We start from the raw sequence: 24,369 nt of genomic DNA, 5'->3' as shown, positions 1-24,369 counted from the left end.
ATCCCAATATCCGCCCCTGCCGGGGGAAAGAGAGCGGCCCCGCCGCCCCCTGGCGGGGGTGACGGGGCCGTTCCGGGTCCCGCGGGGGGCGGGACCCGGGGTCAGCGGACTACGGGAGCGCCGGGTAGGCGTTCTGCAGCAGCTGACGGAACTGGGCGGAGAACCATTGGCCGGAGATCGGCGCGTCGGCCAGGGCGCCGCTCATGTTGTTGCCGTTGCGCGCGTTGCCGGTGTAGGTCGGGTCGCACATCCGGTCGAAGCCCTTGCCCTCGTTGTTCGGGATCTCCTTGCTGGAGCCGTCGGACTCACCCGGAGGCTTGATCCAGACGTAGGCGTCCAGACCGGCGGCGGGGCTGGCCTGCGGGCGCTCGCCCAGACCGGCACCGCTCTGGTTGCACCAGTTGCCGGCGTGGATCCGGCGGTCCACCCGGGACTGGTTGACGAAGGTGTTCAGGTCGGTGGAGGTGCTGGGAGCGCCGGGACGGGCCGAGCCTCCCCAGCCGTTGCGGGAGGTGTCGATCAGCATGCCGATGTTCGACTTGAAGCCCTTCTGGATCAGCGTGTTCCTGAACGCCTGGGCGAAGGACAGCTCGTCGACGTAGAAGTTCCAGTCGATCCAGCTGGACTGGCGGACGGTCTGCCCGTTGACCGTGGTGCCGATGGTGAAGTGGGGCTCCTTCAGCGCCGAGTAGTTGGCGGTGTTGGTGATGAAGCCGTCCACGCTGTCGAAGCCCTTGACGGTGCCGGAGACGGTGCTCGCGAACAGGTCGGCGGACGGGCCGAAGTTGGTGTCCCAGCCGAGCCAGCCGTGGTGACCGGCGTCGATGTAGGTGTAGACGTTGTTGATCGCGTGCAGCTTGTCCAGGGCGTAGCGGACGCCGTTGACGTAGGCGCCGCTGTCCTTGGCCTCCTGGCACTTGGCCAGGTTGAGGTTGGTGATCAGGTTGGGCAGCGAGTCGATCTCGATGATCGACACGATCCGCAGGGCCGCGTACCTGGGCTCGGCCATGATCGCGGCGATCGGGTCGATGTACTCGGTCTTGTAGCGGTTCAGGCCGTTCTCGGAGATGAGCAGCTCACCGTTGGAGGCCAGCGCCGAGCAGTCCCGGTTGGGCAGGTTGTAGATGACGAACTGGATCGTCAGCGGCTTGCTGCCGTTGGCCGCGTCCTGGCGGAGCGCCTCCTCCAGGTGGGCGCGGAGGCCCATGGCCGAGGAGGAGCCGGCGATGGCGGCGATGCGGTCCAGCCACACACCGGTGGAGATCTTGGCGACCGCGTTGCCGCCCGGCTCGGCGGCGGCCTTGGCCGACCAGTCGGGGTTCACGTAACCGGTGGCGTCGGTGTACGGGTTGTCGACGTGCTCGCCGATCGGCGGGTTGCCGTCGTCGTCGGCCTCGGTGGCGGTGACCGTGGCGCCGGTGTGGCCGCTGGCGGCGGCCGTGATGTTGGCGGTGCCGTTGGCCTGGTCGGCGTCCTGGGCAGCCGAGACCGTCACGTTCTGCGCCGTGTTCCAGTTGGCGGTGGTGAAGCTCAGCGTGGAGGGCGAGATGGTGATGTCGCTGTCACCGGTCTTGCTCAGGTTGACCGTGACGTTGCCGCTCGGTGCCTGGCTGAGCTTGAAACCGACGGTCGCGGAGCCGCCCTCGGGGACGCTGACGGAGGTCGGGGAGGCGACGATCGACGGGGTCGAGGTGCCGGCCACGGTGAAGGGGACCGCGGCGGTCTCGGTGGAGAGCGCCGGGGAGGCGTTGTCGTACGCCTTGGCCTTGGCGGTGTGCGAACCGGCCGCCAGGCCCGTGGCGGAGTAGGAGTAGGGGGCGGTGGTGTCGGTGTTGACCAGCGTGCCGTCGACGTAGAACTCGACCTTGCTGACCGCGCCGTCGTCACTGGCGGTCGCCGTGAGCGGCACGGCGGCGCCGGTCTGGTAGGAGGCGCCCGAGGCGGGGCTGGTCAGGCTGACCGTGGGCGGCTGGTTACCGGGGGTGGTCCCGCCGCAGGTCACGCCGTTGACCGTGAAGGAGGTCGGCTTGGGGTTGGTACCGGACCAGTTGCCGTTGAAGCCGATGCTGGTCGAGGCGCCGGTGGCCAGGTTGCCGTTCCAGTCCAGGTTCTTGGCGGTGACGGCCTGGCCGCTCTGCGCCCAGGTGGCGCTCCAGCCCTGGGTGAGCTGCTGGGTGGTCGTCGGGAAGTTGAACCCGAGGGTCCAGCCGTTCAGCGGGTCACCGAGGTTCTTGACGGTCACGCTCGCGGTGAAGCCGCCCTGCCAGTCGTTGGTCGTGTAGGCGACGTCGCAGGCGACTGCGGCGTGCGCGGTGGCGGCTTGCCCGGTGGCAAGGCCGGCGGCGGCCACCAGCAGTGCCGCCGTGGTCGCCGCCCGATTACGCCAGGCTTGGCGACGCGAATTGACTCTCATGCGCGATCATCTCCAGGACAGTGGTGGGAGCGCTCCCATATTCCGGATGTTTCACCCGTGTGTACAGCTTGTTGCACGTCGAAGCCCCTGAATTAGGACCGCCCCGGCCTCTGACCTCACCGAACGGGTTTCGAACCCGATGAAAGTTTCAGAGCCCTGTCCACGACCGGTCCAAAACAGTGCGTGGCGGCCACCGGTGAACGGTCTGCGAGACGTTGCGAATCTCTCCCGGATCCTCCCCTCCGGGAAGCGCTTGCCCGCGCGTGAGAGCCGCCGGACCCGAGCACGCCCTCGGTGTTCCGCCGCCTGGATCTCTTCGCCGCCGCGGCCGCCCGCGGCGTCCACGGTCACCGTGGCCGGAAAGGTCCGCTCAGCCCACCGGCCGGTCGCCGCGTTTGGCGCGCTGGATGAGCTCGTAGACGTGGGCCCGGAGCTCGGCGAAGCGGGGCAGGGAGCGGGTGGTGAGCTGGTCGCGATCGTCCGGCAGGTCGACGGCGACCTCTTCGAGCACGACCGTCGGCGAGTTGGACAGCACGATGACGCGCTGGCCGAGGTAGACGGACTCGTCGATGTCGTGGGTGACGAACAGCACGGTGACCCCGAGGCGCCGCCACAGGGTGCGGACGAGATCTTCGAGGTCGGCGCGGGTCTGCGCGTCGACGGCGGCGAAGGGTTCGTCCATCAGCAGGATGCGCGGCTCATAGGCGACCGCGCGGGCGATGGCCACCCGCTGCTGCATGCCGCCCGACAGCTGCCAGGGATGGGCGTTGTGGACGTCGGCCAGGCCGACGGCCTCCAGCGCCTGTTCGACGAGCCGCCGGCGTTCGGCCTTGGGGACCTTCTTCTCCTTCAGCGGGAGTTCGACGTTCTGCCGCACGGTCATCCAGGGGAACAGGCTTCGGCCGTACTCCTGGAACACGACGGCCATTCCGCGGGGCGGGCCGGTCACCTTCTCGCCTTCGAGCACCACCTCGCCCGAGGTGGTGTCCAGCAGCCCGGCGACGCATCTCAGCAGGGTGGTCTTGCCCGCCCCGGAGGGGCCGACGATGCAGACCAGCTCGCCGGGCGCGATGCTGAAGGTCAGGTTGCGGACCGCCTCGACGCTGCGGCTCCCGCCGCCGTACACCTTGCGCAGGTCACGTACGTCGAGCAGCGCGGTCGGGGCCTCGGGGCGCGCGGCGGCGCCGATGGGTGTGGTGGTCATGTCAACCCTTTGTCCGTTGCGAGGCGCGCAGACCGGTGTACCAGCTCAGGACCCGGCTCTCCACCACCCGGAAGATCATCGAAAGGACGACGCCGATCAGTCCGAGCATGATGATCCCGGTCCACATCTGCGGGATCGCGAAGCCGCGCTGAAACTGGATGATGGTGAACCCCACGCCGTTGCTCGCGGCGAACATCTCGCTGATCACCATCAGGATGATGCCGATGGACAGTGCCTGCCGCGCTCCGGCGGCGATCTGCGGGCCGGCTCCCCGCAGCACCAGATGGACGAGCCTCGATCGGGGTCGCAGCCGATAGCAGCGGGCGGTGTCGCGCAGTACCTCGTCCAGGGCGCGCACTCCCTCCACCGTGTTCAGCAGCACCGGCCAGACACATCCGGAGACGATGACCAGCACCTTCATCTCGTTCCCGATGCCGGCGAACAGCATCAGGATCGGTACGAGCACCGGCGCGGGGATCGCCCGGAAGAACTCCAGGACCGGCTCCACCAGGGCCCGCAGCGTTCGTGAGGACCCGATCGCGGTGCCCAGCCCCACCCCCAGCGCCACGGCCACCAGGTAGCCCGCGAGCAGCCGCGCCAGGCTGGGCAGCACGTCGGCGGTGAATCTGCCGGTGAACCAGGTCTCGTCGAACGTGCGAAGTATCCGCTCCAGCGGCGGCCAGAAGAAGTTCGTGCTGTCCGCCGTCGTCAGCCACCAGGTCGCGACCAGCAGCAGCGGCAGAGCCGGCAGCAACAGGATTCTCAGGCCCCTGCCCGGATCCCTCACTACGGCACCTCCGTACGGATCGAGGGGTGCCAGCGCAGCGACCGGCGTTCACCGGCGCGCGCGATCACGTTGACCGCCACGCCTACCAGACCGACCACGATGACCAGGGCGTACATCGACGCCACCGCACCCGAGGTCTGTGCCACCGCGATCCGCCTGCCGAGCCCGGGGGATCCGATGATCAGCTCACCGGTGATCTCCAGGATCAGTGCCACCGCGGCCCCCAGCCGGAACCCGGTCATCACGTACGGCAGCGCGGTCGGCCAGATCACCGTGCGCACCTGGGTCAGCGGACCGAACCGGTAGGAGCGCGCGGTCTCCCGTGCGACCGGGTCCACGTCCTGCACCCCGTACAGAACCTGCACCAGCACCTGCCAGAAGGCCGCGTACACCACCAGCAGCAGCGTGGAGCGCATGTCCGTGCCGAACAGGAGCACGGCCAGCGGGATCAACGCCACCGAGGGGATCGGGCGCAGGAACTCTATCGTCGAGGTCGTCGCCGCCCGCAGCAGCGGGATGCCGCCGATCAGGATCCCGAGCACCACGCCCGCCGCCATCGCGATCGAGAGGCCGATCGCCCAGCCGCGCAACGTCTCCAGCAGGGCCTGCCAGAACTCTGCCGTCCTGGCCTGCTCCGCCAACGCCGAGAGCATGGCACCGAACGGCGGCAGGAACCGCTCGTCCACCAGCCCGGCTCTGGGCACCAGCTCCAGGATCGCCACGAACCCCGCCAGACCGATCAGGCCCAGCAGCCAGCCGGGCAACGGGCGGTGACGGCTCTCGTCCCGTTCCCGCACCGTCACGGCAGCAGCTCGTTGACGTTCGGCGCGGCCTGGATGAGGCCGTCCTGCAGAGCGAGCTGGATCAACGTCTCGAGCGACTTGGTGTTGATCTCCGCGGGGAAGGTCGGGAGCGTGAGCGAGCCGGTCAGCGCCGAGTCGATCTTCGTGTACGTGAGCAGCACCTTGCGCGCGGCGTCAGGGTTGTCGGTGGCGTACTTCAGCGACTTCCGCATCGCGGCGGTGAAGCGTTTCACCAGGTCGGGTTTGGCGGTGGCGGTCTGCTCGGAGGTGAAGTACCCGGCGACGGTCAGCTCGGGAGCGGCGTCCACGTAGTTCGACGCGATCACCCGATCGCCGTTCTTCAGCGCGGTCGCCAGGAACGGCTCGACGACCTGGACCGCGTCGACGTTTCCCGCCTCCAGGGCCGCGAGCATGTCCGGGAAGGCCAGCTCGACGAAGTTCACGTTCTTCTGGTCTCCGCCCGCGGCCCGGATCGAGGCCCGGACCGTGGTGTCGTTGATGTTGCCCAGCGTGTTGACCGCGACGCGCTTGCCGACCAGGTCGGCCGCCGACTTCAGCGGGCTGCCGGCCTTGACCACCACCCCGCCGAAGTCCTTGCCCCGCACCCCCGTCGAACCGGCGCCGGGCGCGACGACCTTGAGGGGAAGCCCCTTGGAGCGGGCGATGACCAGCGAGGTGAGGTTGCTGAACCCGAACTCCACCTGACCGCTGACGACGGCCGGCACGATGGCGGCGCCGCCCTGGGCCGGCACGAGCTCCGGTTTCAGCCCTTCCTCCTCGAAGAAGCCCTGCTGCACGCCGAGGTAGATGGGGGCCACGTCGACGATGGGGATGACGCTGACCTTCACCGAGGTGGGGCCGGACGAGGTACCGGCGGGTGCGCCCGACGGTCCCGCCTGTCCTCCCCCGCATGCCGCGAGGAACAGGACGGAGGCGGCTGCCATGGCTACGCGGAATCTGATCACGGTACTTCTCCAGGACGTCGGTGAAATCGGGGGGAATTGACGTCGGCGCTCGTCGTGGTCGCAGGAGGCACGTCGGCCGGGCGAGTCTTCCCTCGCCGTCCACCGGCGGGCGACGACGCGGAGATCTCCGGGCCCGTACGGGTTTCGGTAGCGGTGCTACCGCGCTGAGGGACGGCAACCGACCGGCGGCTGCTCTCCCCGACCATGAGGCTGCTTGATGAGGATGACGCTATAAATCATGTACGCGATTGTCAACGATTTTTTCACCAAACGAAGAACCAAGCTTGTGAGCAGTTTGGGCGGACCTTCGCGCGGGCATGCCGAAGCGGGCCTGGACACCGGGAACAGGCCTGGGATGTGCGTGCCGGATCAGGCTTCGGCGAGCACCGCCACGTCGACGTCGGGGCTCTGGAATCGCGAGATCTGCGTGATCACGTCACGTAGGTGTGCCCGCATCGCGGCCTCGGCGCCGGCCGGGTCGCCGGCGACGATGGCATCGACGATCCTCTCGTGCTGATCGAGGGAGACGGCGGACCGCCCGGGCTGGAGCGACAGCCGGAACTGGTGACGGACGAGTTGGCCCTGCAGCCGGACGAGGATGTTCCGGACGGTCGACTGCCCCGCGATCTCCTGGATGAGAGCGTGCAGTGCGGCGTTGAGATCCGAGTAGGCCAGCGGGTCGTGTGCCGCCACCCTCTCGCGCATCGCCTCTTTGATCCCGAGCAGTCTCTCGGCCTGCTCGGGTGTCACCCGCTCCGCCGCCTTCGCCGCCAGCAGGCCCTCCAGCACCATCCGTACTTCGGTGATCTCCACCGCCTCGGCGGTGGAGATCGTGCGGACGCGTGCCCCCTTGTTGCGCTGCACCTCGACCAGGCCGTCGGCGACGAGTTCACGCAGCGCCTGCCGCACGGTGGACCGGCTGACCTGGTAGAAGTCGCACAGCTCGGATTCGATGAGGCGCTGCCCCGCGGCGAACTGCCCGGTCAGCACCGAGCGGCGGATCTTCGCGACCAGATCTTGGAGATCGTCCGCTCCCATGACCTTCCTCCCGTTTCGGTCACCGTAGGGCGGCAACTGAAGGCGTCAACATTATAGGTTCCGAAGTCGGCGACATGATCTGTACGCCTCCGGGCCTCCGGGGATGCCGGGCGCGTCACTCGATCACCGGGGTGCCGTGGGTGTGGAACGAGTCGATGGTCTTCAGCCCCCAGGCCTGCCCCTTGGCGCGCTCGGCCTGGGTCCAGGTGACGACCTCCCAGTCGGGGGCCAGGATCAGCCGGGCACCGGCGTTGCACAGCTCGATGCGGTTGCCGCCGGGCTCCCAGACATAGAGGAAGAACGTCTGCTGGATGGCGTGCTTGTGCGGGCCGGTCTCGATGTGGATGCCGGCCTCGAGGAAGACGTCGGCGGCCCGCAGGATGTCCTCCCGGGTGTCGGTCGCGAACGCCACATGGTGCAGGCGCCCTCGCGCGCCGCGCCAGTCGGCGGTGTAGACGATGTCGTAGGACTTGTCGCAGACCGAGTACCAGATGGCGGCGACCTCACCGTCGTCGGTGACGATCTGCTCGGTGGGCCGTGCCCCGAGCACGCCGGCCATGAAGCCGGAGGCGACCGGCACATCGGCGGCCAGGTAGTTCACATGGTCCAGGCGCCGGACGTTCGCCCCCCTTCCGGGAAACGCCGAGGCCTGGTTCTTCAACGACGGCCGGTGCTCCGGGGGCGCGACATACCGCTCCGTCTCGTAGTACAGCCCCATCTGGTGACCGTCCGGGTCGGTGAAGAGGTAGACGGGCCCGAGCCCGAACTCCGACTCGCTCCACCCGGTGCCGAAGCCGGCCGCCTCGACGGCCTCGACCCTGCGTCGCAGGGCCTGCGGGCCGGCCGCCCGCAGGAACGTACGGCCGACGCCGGCCCGATCCCTGCCGGTGACCTTCACCGTGTACCGCTCGTAGTCGTCCCAGGAGTGCAGGTAGATCGAGTCACCCTCCCGGTGGACCTCCTTCATCGCCATCAGGTCGACGAAGAAGTCGCGGGTCTCCTCCGGCACCGAGGTGAAAAGCTCGACGGATCCCACATGGGCGATGTCGCGGAACGCTTCTGACTGCATCGGATCTCCTCAGGGTCGGTGGTGCCCACGGCGGGCTCGTTCTCGAAATCACGCCGGTGGTCAGGTATGGCGCGGCCAGGTGAGGCCGTCGAAGAGTTTGCGCGCGGTGCGCAGCACCCCCGACCGGTGCACGCGCAGCCGCGCTCCGCTACCCGACACCTCGATCGAGGTGTCGAAGAAGCCGGTCGGATGCTCGATCCGCAGGACGTCTCCCGGCGGCCCGCTCACCGCGATCTCGGCGGCGACCGAGCCCTCAAGGAGTACGGCGGTGGCGACCGAGACCGCGCCCAGCACTCCGATGGAGGTGTGGACCCGGTGCGGGATGAACGTCCGGGTCGAGATGGCGCCCCCGTCACGGGGAGCGGCCACCAGTGACATCTTGGGCACCGTGGTCGCGCGCACGTCGCCCAGTCCCATGAGCCGGCCCGCCTGGAGGCGGATCTCCTCGACCTTCGCCCGCAGCGTTGCGTCGCCCTCCAGTTCGGCGGGCGACTCGTGGCCCGTCACCCCGAGCGCCTCGGCCGCCATCAGCACGACGGGCATGCCGTTGTCGACGCAGGTCACCTCCACGCCGGCGATCCGGTCCCGCACCGACCCGGTGGGCAGCAGGCTGCCGCACACGGAGCCTTCCGTACCCTCGAAATCGAGGGTCACCGGCGCCGAGGCGAAGGGCACGCCCGAGATGAGCGTGCTGCCCGCGTACCTCACCCGGCCGTCACGGGTGTCCACGGTGGCGATGGCCACACCGCCGCCGTTGACGATCCGGACGCGCACCCGGGTGGTGTCGCCGTCCACCGGGATCAGCCCGCGCTCGATGGCGAACGGCGCGACGCCGGCCAGTAGGTTGCCGCACGTCTGCTGTGCGGAGACCCGGGCCTCGGTGACCTGCACCTGCAGGAACAGGTAGTCGACATCGGCCTGCGGATCGGCCGAGCGCGACACCACCGCGACCTTGCTCGTCAGCGGGTGACCGCCGCCGATCCCGTCGACCTGCCTGGCGTCGGGCGAGCCCATCAGCCGGAGCAGCAGGTCATCGCGGCGGGCCTGGTCGGCGGGCAGATCCTCCGCGAGGAAGTATGCCCCCTTCGAGGTTCCGCCGCGCATCAGCATGCACCGGATCCCCGCGTCCTCGATCTCCGCCACGGTGTTCACTGCGCCGTCCCGAACCGCGGAACCCCCCGGCCGGGCACCGACCTCAGGACCTCGGCGGTGGCCAGGGTCATCGCCGCGGGCTCCCCCGCCGCCCTGGCCATCGAGGCCGCCGCCTCCATCTCGGCCACGCGGCGTACGCTGTGCGCCACGGTGCCGTCGAGAAGCCCGCGGACCACGTCACCGTCGAGCCCGGTCAGGGTGTCGACCAGGTGGTCGTAGCACCACCGCCCCAGCCCCTGCGACTCCGCCACCCGCAGCGACTCGACCATCAGGGCGGTCAGGCCCTTGACCACGATGCTGCGCAGCAGCTTGCGCGCCGCCGCCTCGCCGACCTCCCCGCCGAGCGAGGTGACGTCCATCCCGCAGGCGGAGAGCAGCTCGGCGGCCCGCCCGGCACCGGGGCCCGCGGCCAGGACGGGGGTCCTCACCGGCAGCCGGAGCACCGGCGCCATCAGGACCCCCTCGGCGAAGGTCAGCCCGTGCGCGGTCGCGGTGGCCGCGAGGTCGCGTTTGAGATCCGGGCTCGCCGTCGACAGGTCGAGGTAGATCGCGGTGTCCGCGGTCCTGGTGAGAACGGACTCCAGCGCGCCGGGTGCGTCGACGGCCGCCGTGAGCGCGATGACCACGTCCGCGCCGGCCACGGCCTCGGCGGCGGAGGCCGAGACGGTGAACTCGGCCGGGCGGCCCGCCCAGGCGGGGTCGAAGCCGGTGACGTGCGCCCGGGCGCTGAGGCCCGAGGCGATGGCGTAGCCCGCCTCGCCGAGTCCGAGAAAGGCGACGCGCGGTTTCACAGGGCGCCCTCGGGGTGTTCGTCGACGTACTCGACGCCCAGCCGGGTCAGCACCTCGCGCAGGCCGTACATGTCGACGCCGAGCACGCCGGACCGCAGGGCCGCGCGCTTGTCGCGTTCGGCCGCGATCCGGGCCCGTGACCTGGCCAGCACCTCCGCCGCCGACCGGGCGGGCACGCACATGACCCCGTCGTCGTCGGCGACCACGACGTCGCCGGGCCGCACCACCTGACCACCGCAGACGACGGGCACGTTGACGGACCCGGGGGTGGCCTTGACGGTGCCCCGCGCCGAGACGGCGCGTGCCCAGACGGGGAACCCCATCTCTCGCAGGGCGGCGATGTCGCGCACACCGGCGTCCGTCACGAGCCCCACCACTCCGCGGGAGAGCAGGGACGCGGCGAGCAGGTCGCCGAACATGCCGTCGGTGGACGGGGACGTCGTCGTCACCACCAGGACGTCGCCCTCCCGGCACATCTCCACAGCCGCGTGAATCATCAGGTTGTCGCCCGGATGGCTCGACACCGTCACCGCGGGGCCCGCGATCACCGCGCCGTCCTGGCGGGGACCGACCTCCGGCGACACCAGCCCGGTACGCCCCGCCGCCTCGTGCACCGTGGCCACCCCGGCTTCGCGCAACCCCTTGACGACGTCCGGGTCGGGACGCGTCATGTTCCGTACGACATAGTGCCCTGCCACGCGAGTCCTCCTAGTCCAGCTCTGCGGTGACCTGCGGGTAGACCCGCTGGTAGGCCTCGGCGAACGTCTCCACGGGCAGCCCCAGGTTCGGCCCGCTGTTGCGCTTGGCCTGCACCCCGCGCCGGCGCGCCAGATCGCTGTAGTACTCCACCAGGTGGCCCTGCGCGCCGAGACTCCGCATCGCCGCGAGCTTCTGGTCCCACACCGGCGTGATGTCCAGCAGGACGTCGGGCCGGAAGTCGCACACCTCCGGCTGGTGCGGCTCGAAACAGAACACCGGAGGGGCACCGATCACCTCGCCGTCACCCGGCACACCGGGCGCCTGCGCGAGGATTCGCGTCTTACGGGCGATCTCTCCGGCGACCGGGTGATCGATGTTGTACGGGTCGTTCGACGCGTGTGTCAACACGACGGTCGGCTGCAGGCCCCGATACAGGTCGATCAGCGAACGGGTCAGCTCCGGAGTCTCGATCAACGGGTAGTCACCGGCGTCGAAGAAGCGCACTTCGGCACCCAGCGCGGCGGCGGCCTTCTGGCCCTCCTCGCGCCGGACCGCCTTGACCTCCGCCAGCCCGCGTCCCTGGCGCCACAGGCCGGCGGACTCACCGCGTTCACCGAAGCTGAGACAGGCGATCACCGCGCGCTGCCCGCTTCGAGTGGCCAGGGCTACGGCCCCACCCGCACGCCAGACGAAATCACCTGGATGAGCGGTGATGACCAGCAGGGTGCCCTTGGTCGGCATACTCGTCCTCCTCATACCCGAGACGGCGACCCGGCCCGGCCGTCCGCTTGATCGTCAACAGTCCACCGGAATGGCGCCCGAGCCGCCAACGTAATTAGTTACGAGATTGTCAACAATATCCCTAACCATCCTTACGGACAACCGGGCGGTGGATCCCGTTGCCCCGCCCGGTGAGCGGCGCTGAAATAACCGCAGCGCCGACGCCGTTGAACAGCACTCGAAGGGGGGCGCGCTCCTCCCTCCCCGCGACGAAAGGCTTGCTCCCCATGGCTCCTCCACTCTCCATCCTTGATCTGGCGTACATCGGCGAGGGAGAGACGGCCGCCGACAGCCTGCGGGCCAGCGTGACCCTGGCCCGGCGCGCGGAGGAGTGGGGCTACCGGCGGATCTGGTACGCGGAGCACCACAACATGCCCACCATCGCGTCCTCGGCGACCAGCGTCCTCATCGCCCACGTGGCCGCGCACACCCGGACGATCCGCCTCGGAGCCGGCGGCGTCATGCTCCCCAACCACTCCCCGCTGACCATCGCCGAGCAGTACGGAACCCTCGAAACGCTGCATCCCGGGCGCATCGACCTGGGTCTCGGCCGGGCGCCGGGCAGTGACCAGCAGACCGCACGGGCCCTGCGCCGCACCCCGATGGCCGCGGACGACTTCCCGCAGGACGTCCTGGAACTGCAGGGATACCTGACCGGCGAGTCCCGGATCCCGGGCGTCGACGCGACGCCGGGCAAGGGCACCGACGTGCCGCTGTACATCCTCGGCTCCTCCCTGTTCGGAGCCAGGCTCGCCGCCGCACTCGGGCTGCCGTACGCCTTCGCCTCCCACTTCGCGCCGAACGCGCTCCAGGACGCCGTCTCGCTCTACCGGCGCGAGTTCAAGCCGTCCCGGCAGCTCGACCGCCCGTACGTCATCGCCGGCGTCAACGTCCTCGCGGCCGACACCACGGCCGAGGCGCAGGAGCACTTCCTGGCCATGAAGCGCAGCCGGGTCAGCCTGCTGCTCGGCCGGGGCCGGAAGTTCACGCCGGAGGAGGCGGACGGCATCCTCGCCTCCCCCGCCGGGCAGCAGATCCTCCAGATGGCCACCTACTCCGCCATCGGAACCCCGGCCGAGGTGACGGACTATCTCCACCGCTTCGCCGAGAAGTTCCAGGCCGACGAGCTGATCACCGTTTCGGCCTCCCCCGACCGGGAGGCCTGGCTGCGCTCCTTCGAACTCCTCGCGGAAGCCCGCGGCCTCCTCGCCACCTGACATCCGGCACGTTCGGCGGCGGCGCGGGCCGCTCCCCGTCGAGCCCGGCTGCGGCGTGGGGTCAACCGCCGGACTGCCGAAACCCGGCTCGCACTAGGCGGGCCGGTTCTGCTGCTTTCGCGAGGCCGCCATGGCCGCGCCCACGATGCCCGCCTCGTTCTGGAGGGCCGCGGGGACGATCGGAGTGCGTATCCTGATCCGGGGCAGGAACCTGTCGGCCTTCTTGCTGACCCCTCCGCCGATGACGAACAGCGCGGGAGAGAAAAGCACCTCAAGGTGTTCGAGATACTCGGCCACCCGGTCGGCCCACTCGTCCCAGCCGAGGTCGTGTGCCTCCCGTGCGTGGTCGGAGGCACGCTTCTCCGCCTCCTTGCCCCTGATCTCCAGATGGCCGAGCTCGGTGTTGGGCACCAGACGGCCGTCCATGAGCAGGGCACTGCCGATCCCGGTGCCGAAGGTCAGCAGCATGACCACCCCCGGTCTGCCCCTGGCCGCCCCCGCCTCCACCTCGGCCAGGCCCGCCGCGTCGGCGTCGTTGAGCACCGTCGTCGGCAGGCCGGTCTCCGCGGAGAACAGCTCTCGCACGTTCGTGCCGATCCAGTCCTTGTCCACGTTGGCGGCCGAACCGGCGACCCCGTCGACCACGACTCCAGGAAAGGTCACGCCCACCGGCCCGTCCCAGCCGAAGTGCCGGACGATCCGCACCACCACTTCGGCCACCGCTCTGGGCTTGGCGGGCTTCGGTGTGGGAACGCGCAACCGCTCTCGCGTCAGCCGCCCCGTGGCGACGTCCACCGGCGCGCCCTTGATCCCCGACCCGCCGATGTCGATTCCCAGCGCTTCCATGTACGCACCTCCTGCCGGCCCCCTTCCCTCCGACAGGCGGCTGATACTCGTTTGCAGATGGCGGTCAACCCGGTTGAAAGCACCTCGTCTCAGACTGTGGGCATCTCAGCCGGAAAGGAACCCCTCCCATGACGATCACCCGTTCCCTGACAGGACTCGCCCTCGCCGCCGCACTCATATCGATCACTCCGGTGGCCGCCCAGGCCGCGACCGGCCCGGCCGGCGAGGACACGACGGCCGCGGAGAGCGCCACCCCGCGCACCATCCAGTGGGGCGTCAAGTACGCTCCCGGCCGGAAGGCCAAGACGAACGGCTCGCTGACGGTCTCCGGCGAGGACCACGCCGACATCCCGGCCGCCGCGACGGGCCGGATCTCCGGCAAGGTCTACGACCTGACCAGGGGGTCCTCCTGCGGCTGGGCGGTCTTCCGCCTCACCTACCGGACCGCGGACGGGAACCTGCCGTTCAAGCACCGCAGTGTCGTCGACTGCTCGTACGGCACTCCGAAGTCGTTCACGTTCACCCAGCGCGACCTCTACCAGCTCGAACTGAAGGTCTGTTCGGAGGCCAAGGCCGCCAAGCCCTCGCTGAACTGCCTGTACGCGGGCACCTGGAAGGTCCTCTACGTCGCGAAGTGACCGGTGGCCGGACGCCTCCCCGGTGGGAACGTCAGCTCACCAGGGAGGCGGACCGGCGCCTGCGGCGCACCATGAATCCGAGTGCCGTCGCGGGCAGCACGACCAGTCCCGCGATCAGCCCCGCCATGGGCAGGTAGTCCTGGTCGGGCGTGACGGGCGGGCCCGTGCCCGTCGCGGGGAAGGTGATGGTGGCGGTGACCGCCCGTTTCACCATGCCGCTCATCAGGGTCAGCCTCGCCTTCCAGGGCCCCGCCGGCACCTGCGGGTCCAGGGTCACGATCACCGGAGCGGCGGCCCCCGGCAGCAGCGTGACTCCCAGGTCTGCGGGGAAGGGCCCGGTCTGCAGGCCACTCGGTCCGTCCGACAGCGACAGTGTCCCGCTCATGTCCAGCGTCCGCTCACCGGTGTTACGGACCAGTACCGCCACCTGCGGGCTGCCGTCCGTGCCGCGCTTGGGGGTCAGATTCTCGATCCGGAAGTCCGAGGGCGGGTCGCCGCCGTTCCCGATGTCGAGGTAGACGCGGATCCCGACCCGATTGATGACACGCACGGGGTTGGTCGCGTCGGGTTCGGCCATGCTCTCCGCCCAGACGACGCCGTACCGCTCACCACGCGAGGCGGCGGGCGGCACTGTGATCTTTACTTGCGCGACCTCCTTGCCGCCCGGTGCCACGTCGATCGAGGGGCGGTCGAGTGATATCCAGCTCGCCAGCTCGTTCCGGACCTGGCCCGGCGGCGCGCTGAAAGTGTTCCGCACGATGTCGGCACCGGCCGGATACAGGCGGATCCGCTGGGTCCTCCTGGAGGTGTTGGAAACCTCCAGCTTTCGCTGGATGGTGGTGCCCGGACGGAGATGGTCGACGATGTAGGAGAGCGCGCGTGGGTCGTTGCGGTGGCTGACCGGCGCCTCCAGGAGGCGGATGCCGATCGTGCCCCGGGGGTCGGCGGTGCTCGGGCTCGCACCGGCCGCGCTGGAGAACAGCGCGGCCAGCAGCGTCGGCATGAACGCTCCAGCGAGCCGGTTATGCCACCTGATGTGTCACCGTCCCGCTGTAGGCACCCACCTCGGCCGTGATGGGGACGTTGACGATCAGACTGGGGTTCCAGGTGGCCGTGCTGCCGCCGGTGCCCCCGGCGTGGCTGAAGGCCGTCACGGCGGTCTCCGTCGTACCGGCCAGGGGGACGGCGTCGCCTGCCGTGAGCTGGCCGGGAGTGAAGGTGCCGCCGCCGGTGGTGGCGGTCGCCGGGCCGGACCAGTACTGCACCGCGGCGAAGGGGACGTTCAGGGCGCCGACGGTGAAGTCCGTTGCGAACACCGAGGCGGTCCAGTTCGAGGTGGCCCCACCACGAGTGTCGGAGACCGTCACCAGGCCGATCTGCCCGGTGAGCGAACCGGCGGGAGCTGCGGACCCGATGTCGATCGGACCGTTCGGCGCGGTGATGTCCAGGCTTCCCGCCGACACGGTGAACGTGACGATGGTGTCGGCGCTGGGGGCCGCCACCGCCGGTGCCGCCAGGATGAACAGCAAGGCACCCGCCCCCGCCGAGGTGAGTGCGGCGAATCTCTTACGCAAGGTCTCTTCCTTCCGAATGACGGAGTCTTCGGGGGGATGAGCAAGTAATGGATCTTCCACACTCGCTGCGATCACCTTAAGAGATCAATAACTACGCAGCGTGGCCGAAACGGTAAAAGGGCGGCCCGTAGATGGCTCGGTAACCACCAAAGTGCCAGACAAGCCCCACGACGCCCTAGAGTGAGCGCATCGCCCTCCGATGGGCCGATCGACAGTGGAGACGAACGCTTGAAGTGCAAATTTCAGAAATTCCCGAACACTGAATTCCTGTTTTGAAGCACTCTCCCGCAACGCTTTGACGAAAAAAAGAAAACCAGCAACAAAAGATTGCCGAAACGGCGGGTTCCCTCAGCGTCCCACCGGGCCCGTCGAGGCCCTGACCACCAGTTCGGGCTCGAACAGCAGCTCGTCGGCCGGGACCAGCGCCTTGTCGATCTGGGCCGCGAGCAGATCGACGACCGCGCGCCCCATCGCGTCGATCGGCTGGCGCAGCGTGGTCAGCGGCGGGTCCGTGCAGTTCATCAGCGCGGAGTCGTCATAGCCGATCACCGAGACGTCACCGGGCACGGAGAGTCCCGCCCTGCGGGCCGCCCTGATCGCCCCCAGCGCCATCACGTCGCTGGCGCAGATGACGCCGGTCACGCCCTTGCGGATCAGTCGCGCCGTCGCCGCGTGCCCGCCTTCCAGGGAGAACATGGTGTGCTCCACGAACTCCGGGTCGAGCCCCGCCGCGTCCAGCTTGCGCCGCGAGGGCACGTGATCGGGAGGGCCGAGCACCATGCCGATCCGCTCGTGGCCCAGCGACCGCAGGTGGCCCAGCGCCATCTCGGCGGCGGCCACGTCGTCGCAGGAGACCTGCGGGAAGGCGAGATGCGCGACCGCGGCGTTCACCAGCACGGTCGGCAGACGCCGCTCCCGCAGCAACTCGTAGTGCTCGTGCGAGGCGTCCGCCTGGGCGAACAGGCCCCCGGCGAACACCACACCCGACACCTGCTGCTGGAGCAGCAGGTCGACGTACTCCGCCTCGGAGACGCCGCCCAGCGTGCGGGTGCACAACACGGAGGTGAACCCCTGCTGGGCCAGCGCCCCGCCGACCACCTCGGCGAAAGCGGGAAAGATGGGATTCTGCAGCTCGGGGAGGACGAGCCCGACCAGCCTCGCCCTGTCCCCCCGCAGCTGGGTCGGCCGCTCGTAGCCAAGCACGTCGAGCGCGGTGAGAACGGCCTCGCGGGTCGCCTCGGACACCCCGGGCTTCCCGTTGAGCACGCGGCTGACCGTCGCCTCGCTCATCCCGACCTTCTTGGCCACTTCTGCAAGCCGTCGCGTCATGATGAAACTATAAGGCAAAGGAAGCAATTACTTGCGTAAATTTGCGAAAGTTACGTCAAGAGTCAAGGGCCCGGCAGCCGTCCCGTTCAGCTCTCGGTGATCCGGCCGGCGTCGACGTGGATGCGCCGGGTGGTGTGCACCGCGTCCAGCATTCGGCGGTCGTGGGTGACCAGCAGCAGCGTACCGGGATAGGAGGCGAGCGCGGACTCCAGTTGTTCGATCGCGGCCAGATCCAGGTGGTTGGTCGGTTCGTCGAGCACGAGCAGGTTCACCCCTCGCGCCTGGAGCAGCGCCAGCGCCGCCCTGGTCCGCTCCCCCGGCGACAGGGTGACGGCCGGGCGCGGCACATGCGCGGCGCGCAGCCCGAACTTGGCCAGTAGCGTACGGACCTCGGCGGGGACCATGTCGGGCACGGCGGCCCCGAAGGCGTCCACCAGGGGCTCGTCACCGAGGAACAGCCCGCGCGCCTGGTCCACCTCGCCGACGACCACGCCGGGACCGAGCGAGGCGGCTCCCTCCTGAAGCGGGGTCCGGCCCAGGAGCGCGGCGAGCAGCGTGGACTTGCCCGAGCCGTTGGCACCGGTGACCGCCACCCGGTCGGCCCAGCCGATCTGCAGGTTCACCGGGCCGAGGGTGAACGCGCCGCGCCGGACCACGGCCTCGCGCAGCGTCGCGACGACGGCTCCGGAGCGGGGGGCGACCGCGATCTCCATCCGGAGCTCCCACTCCTTGCGGGGCTCCTCGACCTCCTCCAGCCGCTCGATCATCCGCTCGGTCTGGCGGGCCTTCGCGGCCTGCTTCTCGGTCGTCTCGGTACGGAAGTTGCGGCCGACCTTGTCATTGTCCGGCGCCTTGCGCCGCGCGTTCTTGACGCCCTTCTCCATCCAGGCACGCTGGATCCCGGCGCGCTGCTTGAGGGCGGCGACGGTGCCGGCGTACTCCTCGTACTCGTCGCGGGCGTGCCGGCGGGCGACCTCACGCTCGGCGAGGTACGCCTCGTAGCCACCGCCGTGCAGGCGGATCAACTGCTGGGCGAGGTCGAGTTCGACGACCCGGTTCACGGTCCTGGCCAGGAACTCGCGATCGTGGCTGACCAGGACGGTCCCGGCGCGCAGACCGGTGACGAAGCGTTCCAGCCGCTCCAGCCCCTCCAGGTCGAGATCGTTGGTGGGCTCGTCCAGCAGGAAGACGTCGTAGCGGCTGAGCAGCAGGGAGGCCATGCCCGCCCGCGCCGCCTGCCCCCCGGAGAGCGCCGTCATCGGCCGGTCGAGCTCCACGGCGAGGCCGAGTTCGGCGACCACCTCCCCCGCGCGGTCCTCCAGGTCGGCACCGCCCAGGGCGAGCCAGCGCTCCAGACCCACGGCGTACTCGTCGTCGGCACCCGGACGGCCCTCGACCAGCCCCTGGGTCGCGGCGTCCAGCGCGCGCTGCGCGGCGGCCACCCCGGTGCGGCGGGCCAGGAAGTCCGCGACCGTCTCGTCCGCCCGGCGCTCGCGCTCCTGCGGCAGATAGCCGACCGACGCCGAGGGCGGGCTGAGCCTTACCGAACCGTGCTCGGGTGGCAGCAGCCCGGCGAGGATCCGCATCAGGGTGGACTTCCCCGCGCCGTTCACCCCGACCAGCCCGACGACGTCGCCCGGGGCGACCACCAGGTCGAGCCCGGTGAAAAGCGCTCGGTCGCCGTGTCCGGCGGCCAGATCCTTGGCGACGATGGTGGCACTCATGCCTAAACGTTATCCGCCCTCACCGACCGCGATGCCATGCCCGATATGTCTGATTCAAAAACCGGCCCGGCCGTAGGGCGCCACACATCACCGCGACCCCTATTCCCGACAAATCAGACATATCTTCTTTTGTTGGAAATTTTTTCGGGTGCCGGCGATCAGCTATTGACCTGGCTATTCCCGCAGAAAAGCATTACCTTACGGGTACTTAAACCTACTTTTTTTGCGATTTAGGGCAACATCACTTACTTCTAGGCCGTCTTATGGAGAGGAGGCGGTCACTCCCGGCTGCCTCCAGCAACGGGGAGAAAAGGAAATAATCTTGATGAAACGAATCGCCATCGGCCTGCTCTCCGCAGCCGTGAGCGGCTCGCTGCTCATGTCCGCCGGAACGGCCTCCGCGGAGCGAGTCGCCCTCAGTGTGCGCATCGACAGCGTCAACCCCAACCCGGTCGTCGTGCAGGGTGACGACGACACGAGGGTCACCATCGAGGTCCGCACCACCGAGGCCGAGCGCGTCGAACTGCGCCTCAAGCCGGTCTCCGACCAGCTGCGCACCCAGGACGCGCGCGAGCCCCGGGTCCTCCACCAGGGCGACCTGTGGCGTTTCACGACCAGCTTCGACGCCTCCGACTTCGAGGGCCGCTGGGTCGCGATCGCCGACGCGTACGACAAGGACGGCAAGAAGGTCACCGACCAGGTCAACTTCTCCGTCAAGCACGAGAAGAAGGAGAAGGCCGAGACCCGCGTCTACCGGTTCTCCGCCAACCCCGAGTCCGTCCGCAAGGGCCGCTGGGTCTACTTCACCGGTCGTCTCCAGGTCAACGACCACCGCTGGAAGAACGTGCGGGGCGAGGAGGTGGAGATCTACTTCCGCAAGCGCGGCTCCAGTGCCTGGAAGTACGTGACCGCCGACGACACCAACCGGAAGGGCGAGTTCCACGCCAGGGCCCGCGCCACCAAGAGCGGTGAGTACCGCGCGGTCTTCGACGGCACCGACGAGCTCGATGAGAGCAGGAGCTGGACCGACCGGGTGCGCGTGTACAGCTACCGCTACCACCGGTAGTCCCGCCTGACGGCAGTCGACGCGGAGGCCCGGGGCGACCCGGGCCTCCGCCGTCTTCTGACGGTGACGGTCCGGCGGGGACACCCCCGGTCCGTGGTCTGTGAGTGGCGTCACCGGTTGATCCCCCACCTCCTGGGCAGGTGAGCAGGCATGACGACCGGAGGGAAGCCGCGACGATGACGACCGGTGATTTCTACGACTACTCCGAACTACTGGAGAAGCACGAGAAGGAGATCCTGCTCCGGGTGCGGGAGTTCATGGCGAACAAGATCGCACCCATTGCGAACGAGGCGTGGACCAACGCGCACTTCCCCCACCAGGTGATTCCCGATTTCGCCGAACTCGACATCGCGGGCCTGCCCTATCGGGGTGCGCGGAGCCTGCTGACCGGGTTCGTGGTGCTGGAGATGAATCGGGTGGACCCGTCCATGGGCACTTTCTTCGGCGTCCACAACGGCCTGGCGATGGGCAGCGTCGACCGGCTGGGGTCGGACGAGCAGCGGGAGCGGTGGCTGCCGCCGATGGCGGCGATGGAGAAGATCGGGGCGTTCGCGCTGACCGAGCCCGAGGGGGGCTCCGACGTCGCGGCGGGGCTGCGCACGACGGCCAGGCGTGAGGGCGACGTGTGGGTGCTCAACGGCGCCAAGCGCTGGATCGGCAACGCGACCTTCGCCGACCTGATCGTGGTCTGGGCCAAGGACGAGGCCGACGGCCAGGTCAAGGGATTCGTGGTGGAGAAGGGCACGCCCGGCTTCGCCGCGACGAAGATCGAGAACAAGATAGCCCTGCGGACCGTGCAGAACGCCGATATCACGCTCACCAACTGCCTGGTGCCGGAGATCAACCGGCTGGAGAGGGCGAACGGCTTCCGTGACACCGCCACGATCCTGCGGCAGACCCGGGGAGGCGTGGCCTGGCAGGCGGTGGGCTGCATGATGGGCGCCTACGAGCTCGCACTGGAGTACGCCAAGACACGTGAGCAGTTCGGACGGCCGATCGCGGGGTTCCAGCTCGTACAGGACCTGCTCGTGCGGATGCTCGGCAACGTCACCTGCTCGCTGGGCATGGTGGTGCGGCTGGCACAACTTCAGGACGCGGGCGTCTACAAGGACGAGCACTCGGCCATGGCCAAGGCGTTCTGCACGGCACGGATGCGCGAGGCCGTGGGATGGGCACGGGAGATCCTGGGCGGCAACGGCATCGTCCTCGACTACGACGTCGGCCGGTTCGTGGCCGACTCCGAGGCGATCTACTCGTACGAGGGGACACGCGAGATCAACAGCCTGATCGTGGGGCGGGCGATCACCGGTATCGGCGCCTTCGTCTGAGCCCCGGGCGCCGTCAGGGGCCATCCGGACGCGGGTGCCCCGCGTCCGGCCCGGCCACGACCGTGCCGGGACCGTGGAACGGCTCCGGCACGGTCGTGGCAGACGACGTGAACCTGTGATGGTCCCGGTCAGCGGTCGCGGCGGGTGACGAGACGGGCGAGTGCGGCCAGTTCGGCGGCGGGCCGGGGCAGCGCGCCCGCGGATCCCAGGTGACGCAGGGCCCGCGCGAGCAGCTCATCGGCCTCCCGCTGGGTCCAGGCCCGCCCTCCCGCGGTCTCGACGAGCTCGGCCGCGCGGACCAGGTCGGCGTCGGAGAGCGGCCGCTCCCGGTGGTAGAGACCGGCCAGCTCATGCCCGGCGGGGGTGCCCGAGGTCAGGGCGGCGACGACCGGAATGGACTTCTTCCGGCTGCGCAGATCCGAGTGGGCCGGCTTGCCCGTCACCTCGGGATCTCCCCAGATGCCCAGCAGGTCGTCGACGAGCTGGAACGCCAGCCCCAGGTCCCTGCCGAAGGCGGTGAGGTGCTCGACCTGCTCCGGGCCGCCACCCCCGAACAGGGCGCCGAGCCCGCAGGCGCACCCCAGCAGGGCGCCGGTCTTGCCGGCCGCCATGCCCAGGCACTCGGCCGGCCCGACATCGTGACGTCCCTCGAACGCGACGTCCGCGCTCTGCCCCTCAAGCAGTTCCTGGACCGCGGTGCCGAAGACCCGTGTCGCCTCGGCGGTGATCGCGTGCCCGCCGGTCGCGAGCACGCCGAAGGCCAGCGTCAGCAGCGCGTCACCGGCCAGGATGGCCGGGCTGATCCCGAAGACGGCCCAGGCGGTGGGACGGTGGCGGCGGGTCCGGTCACCGTCCATCACGTCGTCGTGCAGCAGGGAGAAGTCGTGCACCAGCTCGACCGCCGCCGCCGGTCGAAGCGCCAGGGCCGCGGCACCCCCGACGGCCTCGGCCGACAGCAGGGCCAGCGCGGGACGGAGCGCCTTGCCCCCGCCGGCCGCGGACGGCCGGCCCCGCTCGTCCCACCAGCCGAAGTGATAACCGGCGATGCGCCTCATCGGGGCCGACAGCGTGTCGATCGCCGGACGCAGGGTCGCCTCGACCATGTTCCGGCTCCAGGTCAGCACCTCGTCCGCGGACCGCCCGTCCGTCCTCATCTCAGTGGTCGTCATGCCTGCTTTCCTCACTCGGCCGTTCCAACAAGCGATGCGGCCAGAACGGCCGAGGTGCCGGGCCCGGGCGGGCCCGGGGAGAACGCGTCCGCCAGGATCGGGGACCCCGGTCTCAGTGACCGATCTCGACGTCTTCCAGGATGCCGAGCGCATCGGGCACCAGAACGGCCGCGGAGTAGTAGGCGCTGACCAGGTAGGAGATGATCGCCTTCTCGCTGATGCCCATGAACCGGACCGACAGGCTGGGCTGGTACTCGTCGGGGATGCCGGTCTGGTGCAGGCCGATGACGCCCTGGTTGTCCTCGCCGACGCGCAGGGCCAGGATCGACGTGGTGCGGGTGTCGGTGATGGGGATCTTGCTGCAGGAGAAGATGGGGACGCCACGCCAGGCGGGCACCCCGCTACCGCCGACGTCGACGCCCTGCGGGTAGAGCCCGCGCGCGTTGCACTCGCGGCCGAAGGCGGCGATGGCGTGCGGGTGTGCCAGGAAGAAGCTCGTGCTCCGGCGGCGGCTGAGCAGTTCGTCGAGGTCGTCGGGGGTGGGCGGCCCGCTGCGGGTGTGAATCCGCTGCTTGAGGTCGGCGTTGTGCAGCAGCCCGAACTCGCGGTTGTTGATCAGCTCGTGCTCCTGCCGCTCGCGCAGCACCTCGATCGTCAGCCGGAGCTGCTGCTCGACCTGGTCCATCGGGTCGTTGTAGAGGTCGGCCACCCGGCTGTGCACCCGCAGGACCGTCTGCGCGACGCTCAGCTGGTACTCGCGCGGGCTGAGCTCGTAGTCGACGAACGTGCCCGGCAGGTCGGCCTCTCCGGCGTGCCCGGCGGCCACCTCGACGGCGGCCTCGCCGTACTTGTTCTGCGGCCCGCTGGTGGCGGTCTCCCGCCGCCGCAGGTGGGCCTGGAGCTCCTCGGAACGCTCGGCCAGCTCCAGGAACGCGTGCCGGGGCAGGACCATCGCCGTACCGCTGGTGACCGCCCTCGCGCTGAACGGCCACTCGCCGTCCGTGCTGACCAGCGTCTCGTCGCCGAAGTGGTCACCCGCGGCCAGCACCGTCAGCACGATCTCGTCGCCGTACGGCCCGGTGCCGACCTTGTTGACCTTCCCGTGCGCGATGAGCACCACCTCGTCGGCCGGCTGCCCCGACTCGGCGAGCACGTCGCCGGCCCGGAACTCCCGCTGGACGAACCGGCCCGCCAGCGCGTCGAGGGTGTCGGAGTCGTCGAACCCGCGCAGCAGGGGCAGCTCGCACAGCTCGGCGGGGATGACCGCCACCTGCGATCCGGCGTTGGTGAAGCTCACCCGCCCGTCGCCGATCGTGTAGGTCAGCCTCCGGTTGACGCGGTAGGTGCCGCCCGACACCTGCGTCCAGGGAAGCATCCGCAGCAGCCACCGCGAGGTGATCTCCTGCATCTGGGGAGTCGACTTGGTCGTCGTCGCCAGGTTACGCGCGGCGTCCGTACTCAGACTCAGCTGCGACCGGCCAGCCTCGAACTCCGTCACAACACACACCACCGATCCGTGCTCGTACCAACGGGGGAAGCGAAGACATGAATCAATCAGGAGGAAACGTCAGTCAACCGCAACAGAAACGGCAAAATGCTGACCTCCCGACGCGCGGATCCGAATTCGACCCGCCATCATGGACGCCCCAATTTTGGGTCGCCCTTAAATATATTGTCAAGCATTGAATACGATCGAGCCGACAATGAACAAAGACTCCATCGTCAAATGCCCGAAAAATATTGAATGTCTTATTCTTCGCCCCCGGCCCGCACCGGA

22 protein-coding genes are annotated in these 24,369 nt (G+C 69.5%); 4 read left to right on the top strand and 18 right to left on the bottom strand.

Annotated elements, in window-relative coordinates; all coding sequences use genetic code 11:
* Positions 1-109: 109 nt before the first annotated feature.
* The 11 genes from AB0J58_RS19805 to AB0J58_RS19755 all read right to left on the bottom strand — a co-directional run bounded on the left by AB0J58_RS19805 (position 110) and on the right by AB0J58_RS19755 (position 11,662).
* The gene (locus AB0J58_RS19805; protein ID WP_364217523.1) at positions 110-2,413 is read right to left on the bottom strand and encodes a glycoside hydrolase family 6 protein; all 2,304 of its coding nucleotides are present in this window, start codon (positions 2,411-2,413) and stop codon (positions 110-112) included.
* A 370-nt stretch (positions 2,414-2,783) separates the two neighbouring features.
* The gene (locus AB0J58_RS19800) at positions 2,784-3,617 is read right to left on the bottom strand and encodes an ABC transporter ATP-binding protein (RefSeq protein WP_364217521.1); all 834 of its coding nucleotides are present in this window, start codon (positions 3,615-3,617) and stop codon (positions 2,784-2,786) included.
* 1 nt (position 3,618) lies between these two features.
* Positions 3,619-4,404, bottom strand: coding sequence for an ABC transporter permease (locus AB0J58_RS19795; protein WP_364217519.1), 786 nt, complete (start codon positions 4,402-4,404; stop codon positions 3,619-3,621).
* Positions 4,404-5,207, bottom strand: coding sequence for an ABC transporter permease (locus AB0J58_RS19790; RefSeq protein WP_364217517.1), 804 nt, complete (start codon positions 5,205-5,207; stop codon positions 4,404-4,406). The genes AB0J58_RS19795 and AB0J58_RS19790 overlap by 1 nt, the downstream gene beginning before the upstream one ends.
* Positions 5,204-6,172, bottom strand: coding sequence for an ABC transporter substrate-binding protein (locus tag AB0J58_RS19785; protein WP_364217515.1), 969 nt, complete (start codon positions 6,170-6,172; stop codon positions 5,204-5,206). The genes AB0J58_RS19790 and AB0J58_RS19785 overlap by 4 nt, the downstream gene beginning before the upstream one ends.
* Positions 6,173-6,541: 369 nt before the next feature.
* Positions 6,542-7,210, bottom strand: coding sequence for a GntR family transcriptional regulator (locus AB0J58_RS19780; protein WP_364217514.1), 669 nt, complete (start codon positions 7,208-7,210; stop codon positions 6,542-6,544).
* A 115-nt stretch (positions 7,211-7,325) separates the two neighbouring features.
* On the bottom strand, positions 7,326-8,279 hold the full coding sequence (locus AB0J58_RS19775; RefSeq protein ID WP_364217513.1) for a VOC family protein: 954 nt from the start codon (positions 8,277-8,279) through the stop codon (positions 7,326-7,328).
* A gap of 60 nt (positions 8,280-8,339) precedes the next feature.
* A complete protein-coding gene (locus AB0J58_RS19770) occupies positions 8,340-9,431 on the bottom strand; it encodes a 4-oxalomesaconate tautomerase (protein WP_364217511.1) in 1,092 nt (363 codons plus the stop codon).
* Positions 9,428-10,222 (bottom strand): DUF1932 domain-containing protein, encoded by a 795-nt coding sequence (locus AB0J58_RS19765; protein WP_364217509.1) that lies wholly within the window; start codon positions 10,220-10,222, stop codon positions 9,428-9,430. Before AB0J58_RS19765 ends, AB0J58_RS19770 begins: the two co-directional genes overlap by 4 nt.
* On the bottom strand, positions 10,219-10,920 hold the full coding sequence (locus tag AB0J58_RS19760) for a 4-carboxy-4-hydroxy-2-oxoadipate aldolase/oxaloacetate decarboxylase (protein ID WP_364217507.1): 702 nt from the start codon (positions 10,918-10,920) through the stop codon (positions 10,219-10,221). The genes AB0J58_RS19765 and AB0J58_RS19760 overlap by 4 nt, the downstream gene beginning before the upstream one ends.
* Positions 10,921-10,930: 10 nt before the next feature.
* Entirely contained in the window at positions 10,931-11,662 is a 732-nt protein-coding gene (locus tag AB0J58_RS19755) for a PIG-L deacetylase family protein (RefSeq protein ID WP_364217505.1), read from the bottom strand.
* A 266-nt stretch (positions 11,663-11,928) separates the two neighbouring features.
* Between AB0J58_RS19755 and AB0J58_RS19750 the strand changes: the two genes are divergently transcribed.
* Positions 11,929-12,918, top strand: coding sequence for an LLM class flavin-dependent oxidoreductase (locus AB0J58_RS19750; RefSeq protein ID WP_364217503.1), 990 nt, complete (start codon positions 11,929-11,931; stop codon positions 12,916-12,918).
* 93 nt (positions 12,919-13,011) lie between these two features.
* Here the strand turns inward: AB0J58_RS19750 and ppgK are convergent, their stop codons facing one another.
* Positions 13,012-13,764 carry a polyphosphate--glucose phosphotransferase gene (gene ppgK / locus AB0J58_RS19745; RefSeq protein ID WP_364217501.1) on the bottom strand — a complete coding sequence of 251 codons (753 nt, stop codon included), beginning with the start codon at positions 13,762-13,764 and terminating at the stop codon, positions 13,012-13,014.
* A gap of 128 nt (positions 13,765-13,892) precedes the next feature.
* On the opposite strand from ppgK, the gene AB0J58_RS19740 reads away from it, so the two are divergent.
* The gene (locus tag AB0J58_RS19740) at positions 13,893-14,402 is read left to right on the top strand and encodes a hypothetical protein (RefSeq protein WP_364217499.1); all 510 of its coding nucleotides are present in this window, start codon (positions 13,893-13,895) and stop codon (positions 14,400-14,402) included.
* Positions 14,403-14,433: 31 nt separating this feature from the next.
* Here AB0J58_RS19740 and AB0J58_RS19735 read toward each other — a convergent pair whose 3' ends face one another.
* The 4 genes from AB0J58_RS19735 to AB0J58_RS19720 all read right to left on the bottom strand — a co-directional run bounded on the left by AB0J58_RS19735 (position 14,434) and on the right by AB0J58_RS19720 (position 19,029).
* Positions 14,434-15,405 (bottom strand): hypothetical protein, encoded by a 972-nt coding sequence (locus AB0J58_RS19735; RefSeq protein WP_364217497.1) that lies wholly within the window; start codon positions 15,403-15,405, stop codon positions 14,434-14,436.
* Between the two features lie 19 nt (positions 15,406-15,424).
* The gene (locus tag AB0J58_RS19730; protein ID WP_364217495.1) at positions 15,425-15,976 is read right to left on the bottom strand and encodes a hypothetical protein; all 552 of its coding nucleotides are present in this window, start codon (positions 15,974-15,976) and stop codon (positions 15,425-15,427) included.
* 348 nt (positions 15,977-16,324) lie between these two features.
* Positions 16,325-17,305 (bottom strand): LacI family DNA-binding transcriptional regulator, encoded by a 981-nt coding sequence (locus AB0J58_RS19725; protein WP_364217493.1) that lies wholly within the window; start codon positions 17,303-17,305, stop codon positions 16,325-16,327.
* 86 nt (positions 17,306-17,391) lie between these two features.
* Positions 17,392-19,029 carry an ABC-F family ATP-binding cassette domain-containing protein gene (locus AB0J58_RS19720; protein ID WP_364217491.1) on the bottom strand — a complete coding sequence of 546 codons (1,638 nt, stop codon included), beginning with the start codon at positions 19,027-19,029 and terminating at the stop codon, positions 17,392-17,394.
* A gap of 325 nt (positions 19,030-19,354) precedes the next feature.
* Between AB0J58_RS19720 and AB0J58_RS19715 the strand changes: the two genes are divergently transcribed.
* On the top strand, positions 19,355-20,095 hold the full coding sequence (locus AB0J58_RS19715) for a hypothetical protein (protein ID WP_364217489.1): 741 nt from the start codon (positions 19,355-19,357) through the stop codon (positions 20,093-20,095).
* Positions 20,096-20,271: 176 nt separating this feature from the next.
* Complete coding sequence (locus tag AB0J58_RS19710; protein WP_343962003.1) at positions 20,272-21,423, top strand: acyl-CoA dehydrogenase family protein; 1,152 nt, start codon at positions 20,272-20,274, stop codon at positions 21,421-21,423.
* 128 nt (positions 21,424-21,551) lie between these two features.
* Here the strand turns inward: AB0J58_RS19710 and AB0J58_RS19705 are convergent, their stop codons facing one another.
* Positions 21,552-22,592 (bottom strand): family 2 encapsulin nanocompartment cargo protein polyprenyl transferase, encoded by a 1,041-nt coding sequence (locus tag AB0J58_RS19705; protein ID WP_364217487.1) that lies wholly within the window; start codon positions 22,590-22,592, stop codon positions 21,552-21,554.
* 112 nt (positions 22,593-22,704) lie between these two features.
* A complete protein-coding gene (locus tag AB0J58_RS19700) occupies positions 22,705-24,090 on the bottom strand; it encodes a family 2B encapsulin nanocompartment shell protein (protein ID WP_364217485.1) in 1,386 nt (461 codons plus the stop codon).
* Positions 24,091-24,369: the final 279 nt, after the last annotated feature.

The organism is Streptosporangium sp. NPDC049644 (assembly GCF_040675205.1).
Classification (GTDB): domain Bacteria; phylum Actinomycetota; class Actinomycetes; order Streptosporangiales; family Streptosporangiaceae; genus Streptosporangium; species Streptosporangium fukuiense.
Note: the sequence above shows the minus strand (reverse complement) of the source record. Positions and strands in the feature narration are given on the sequence as shown.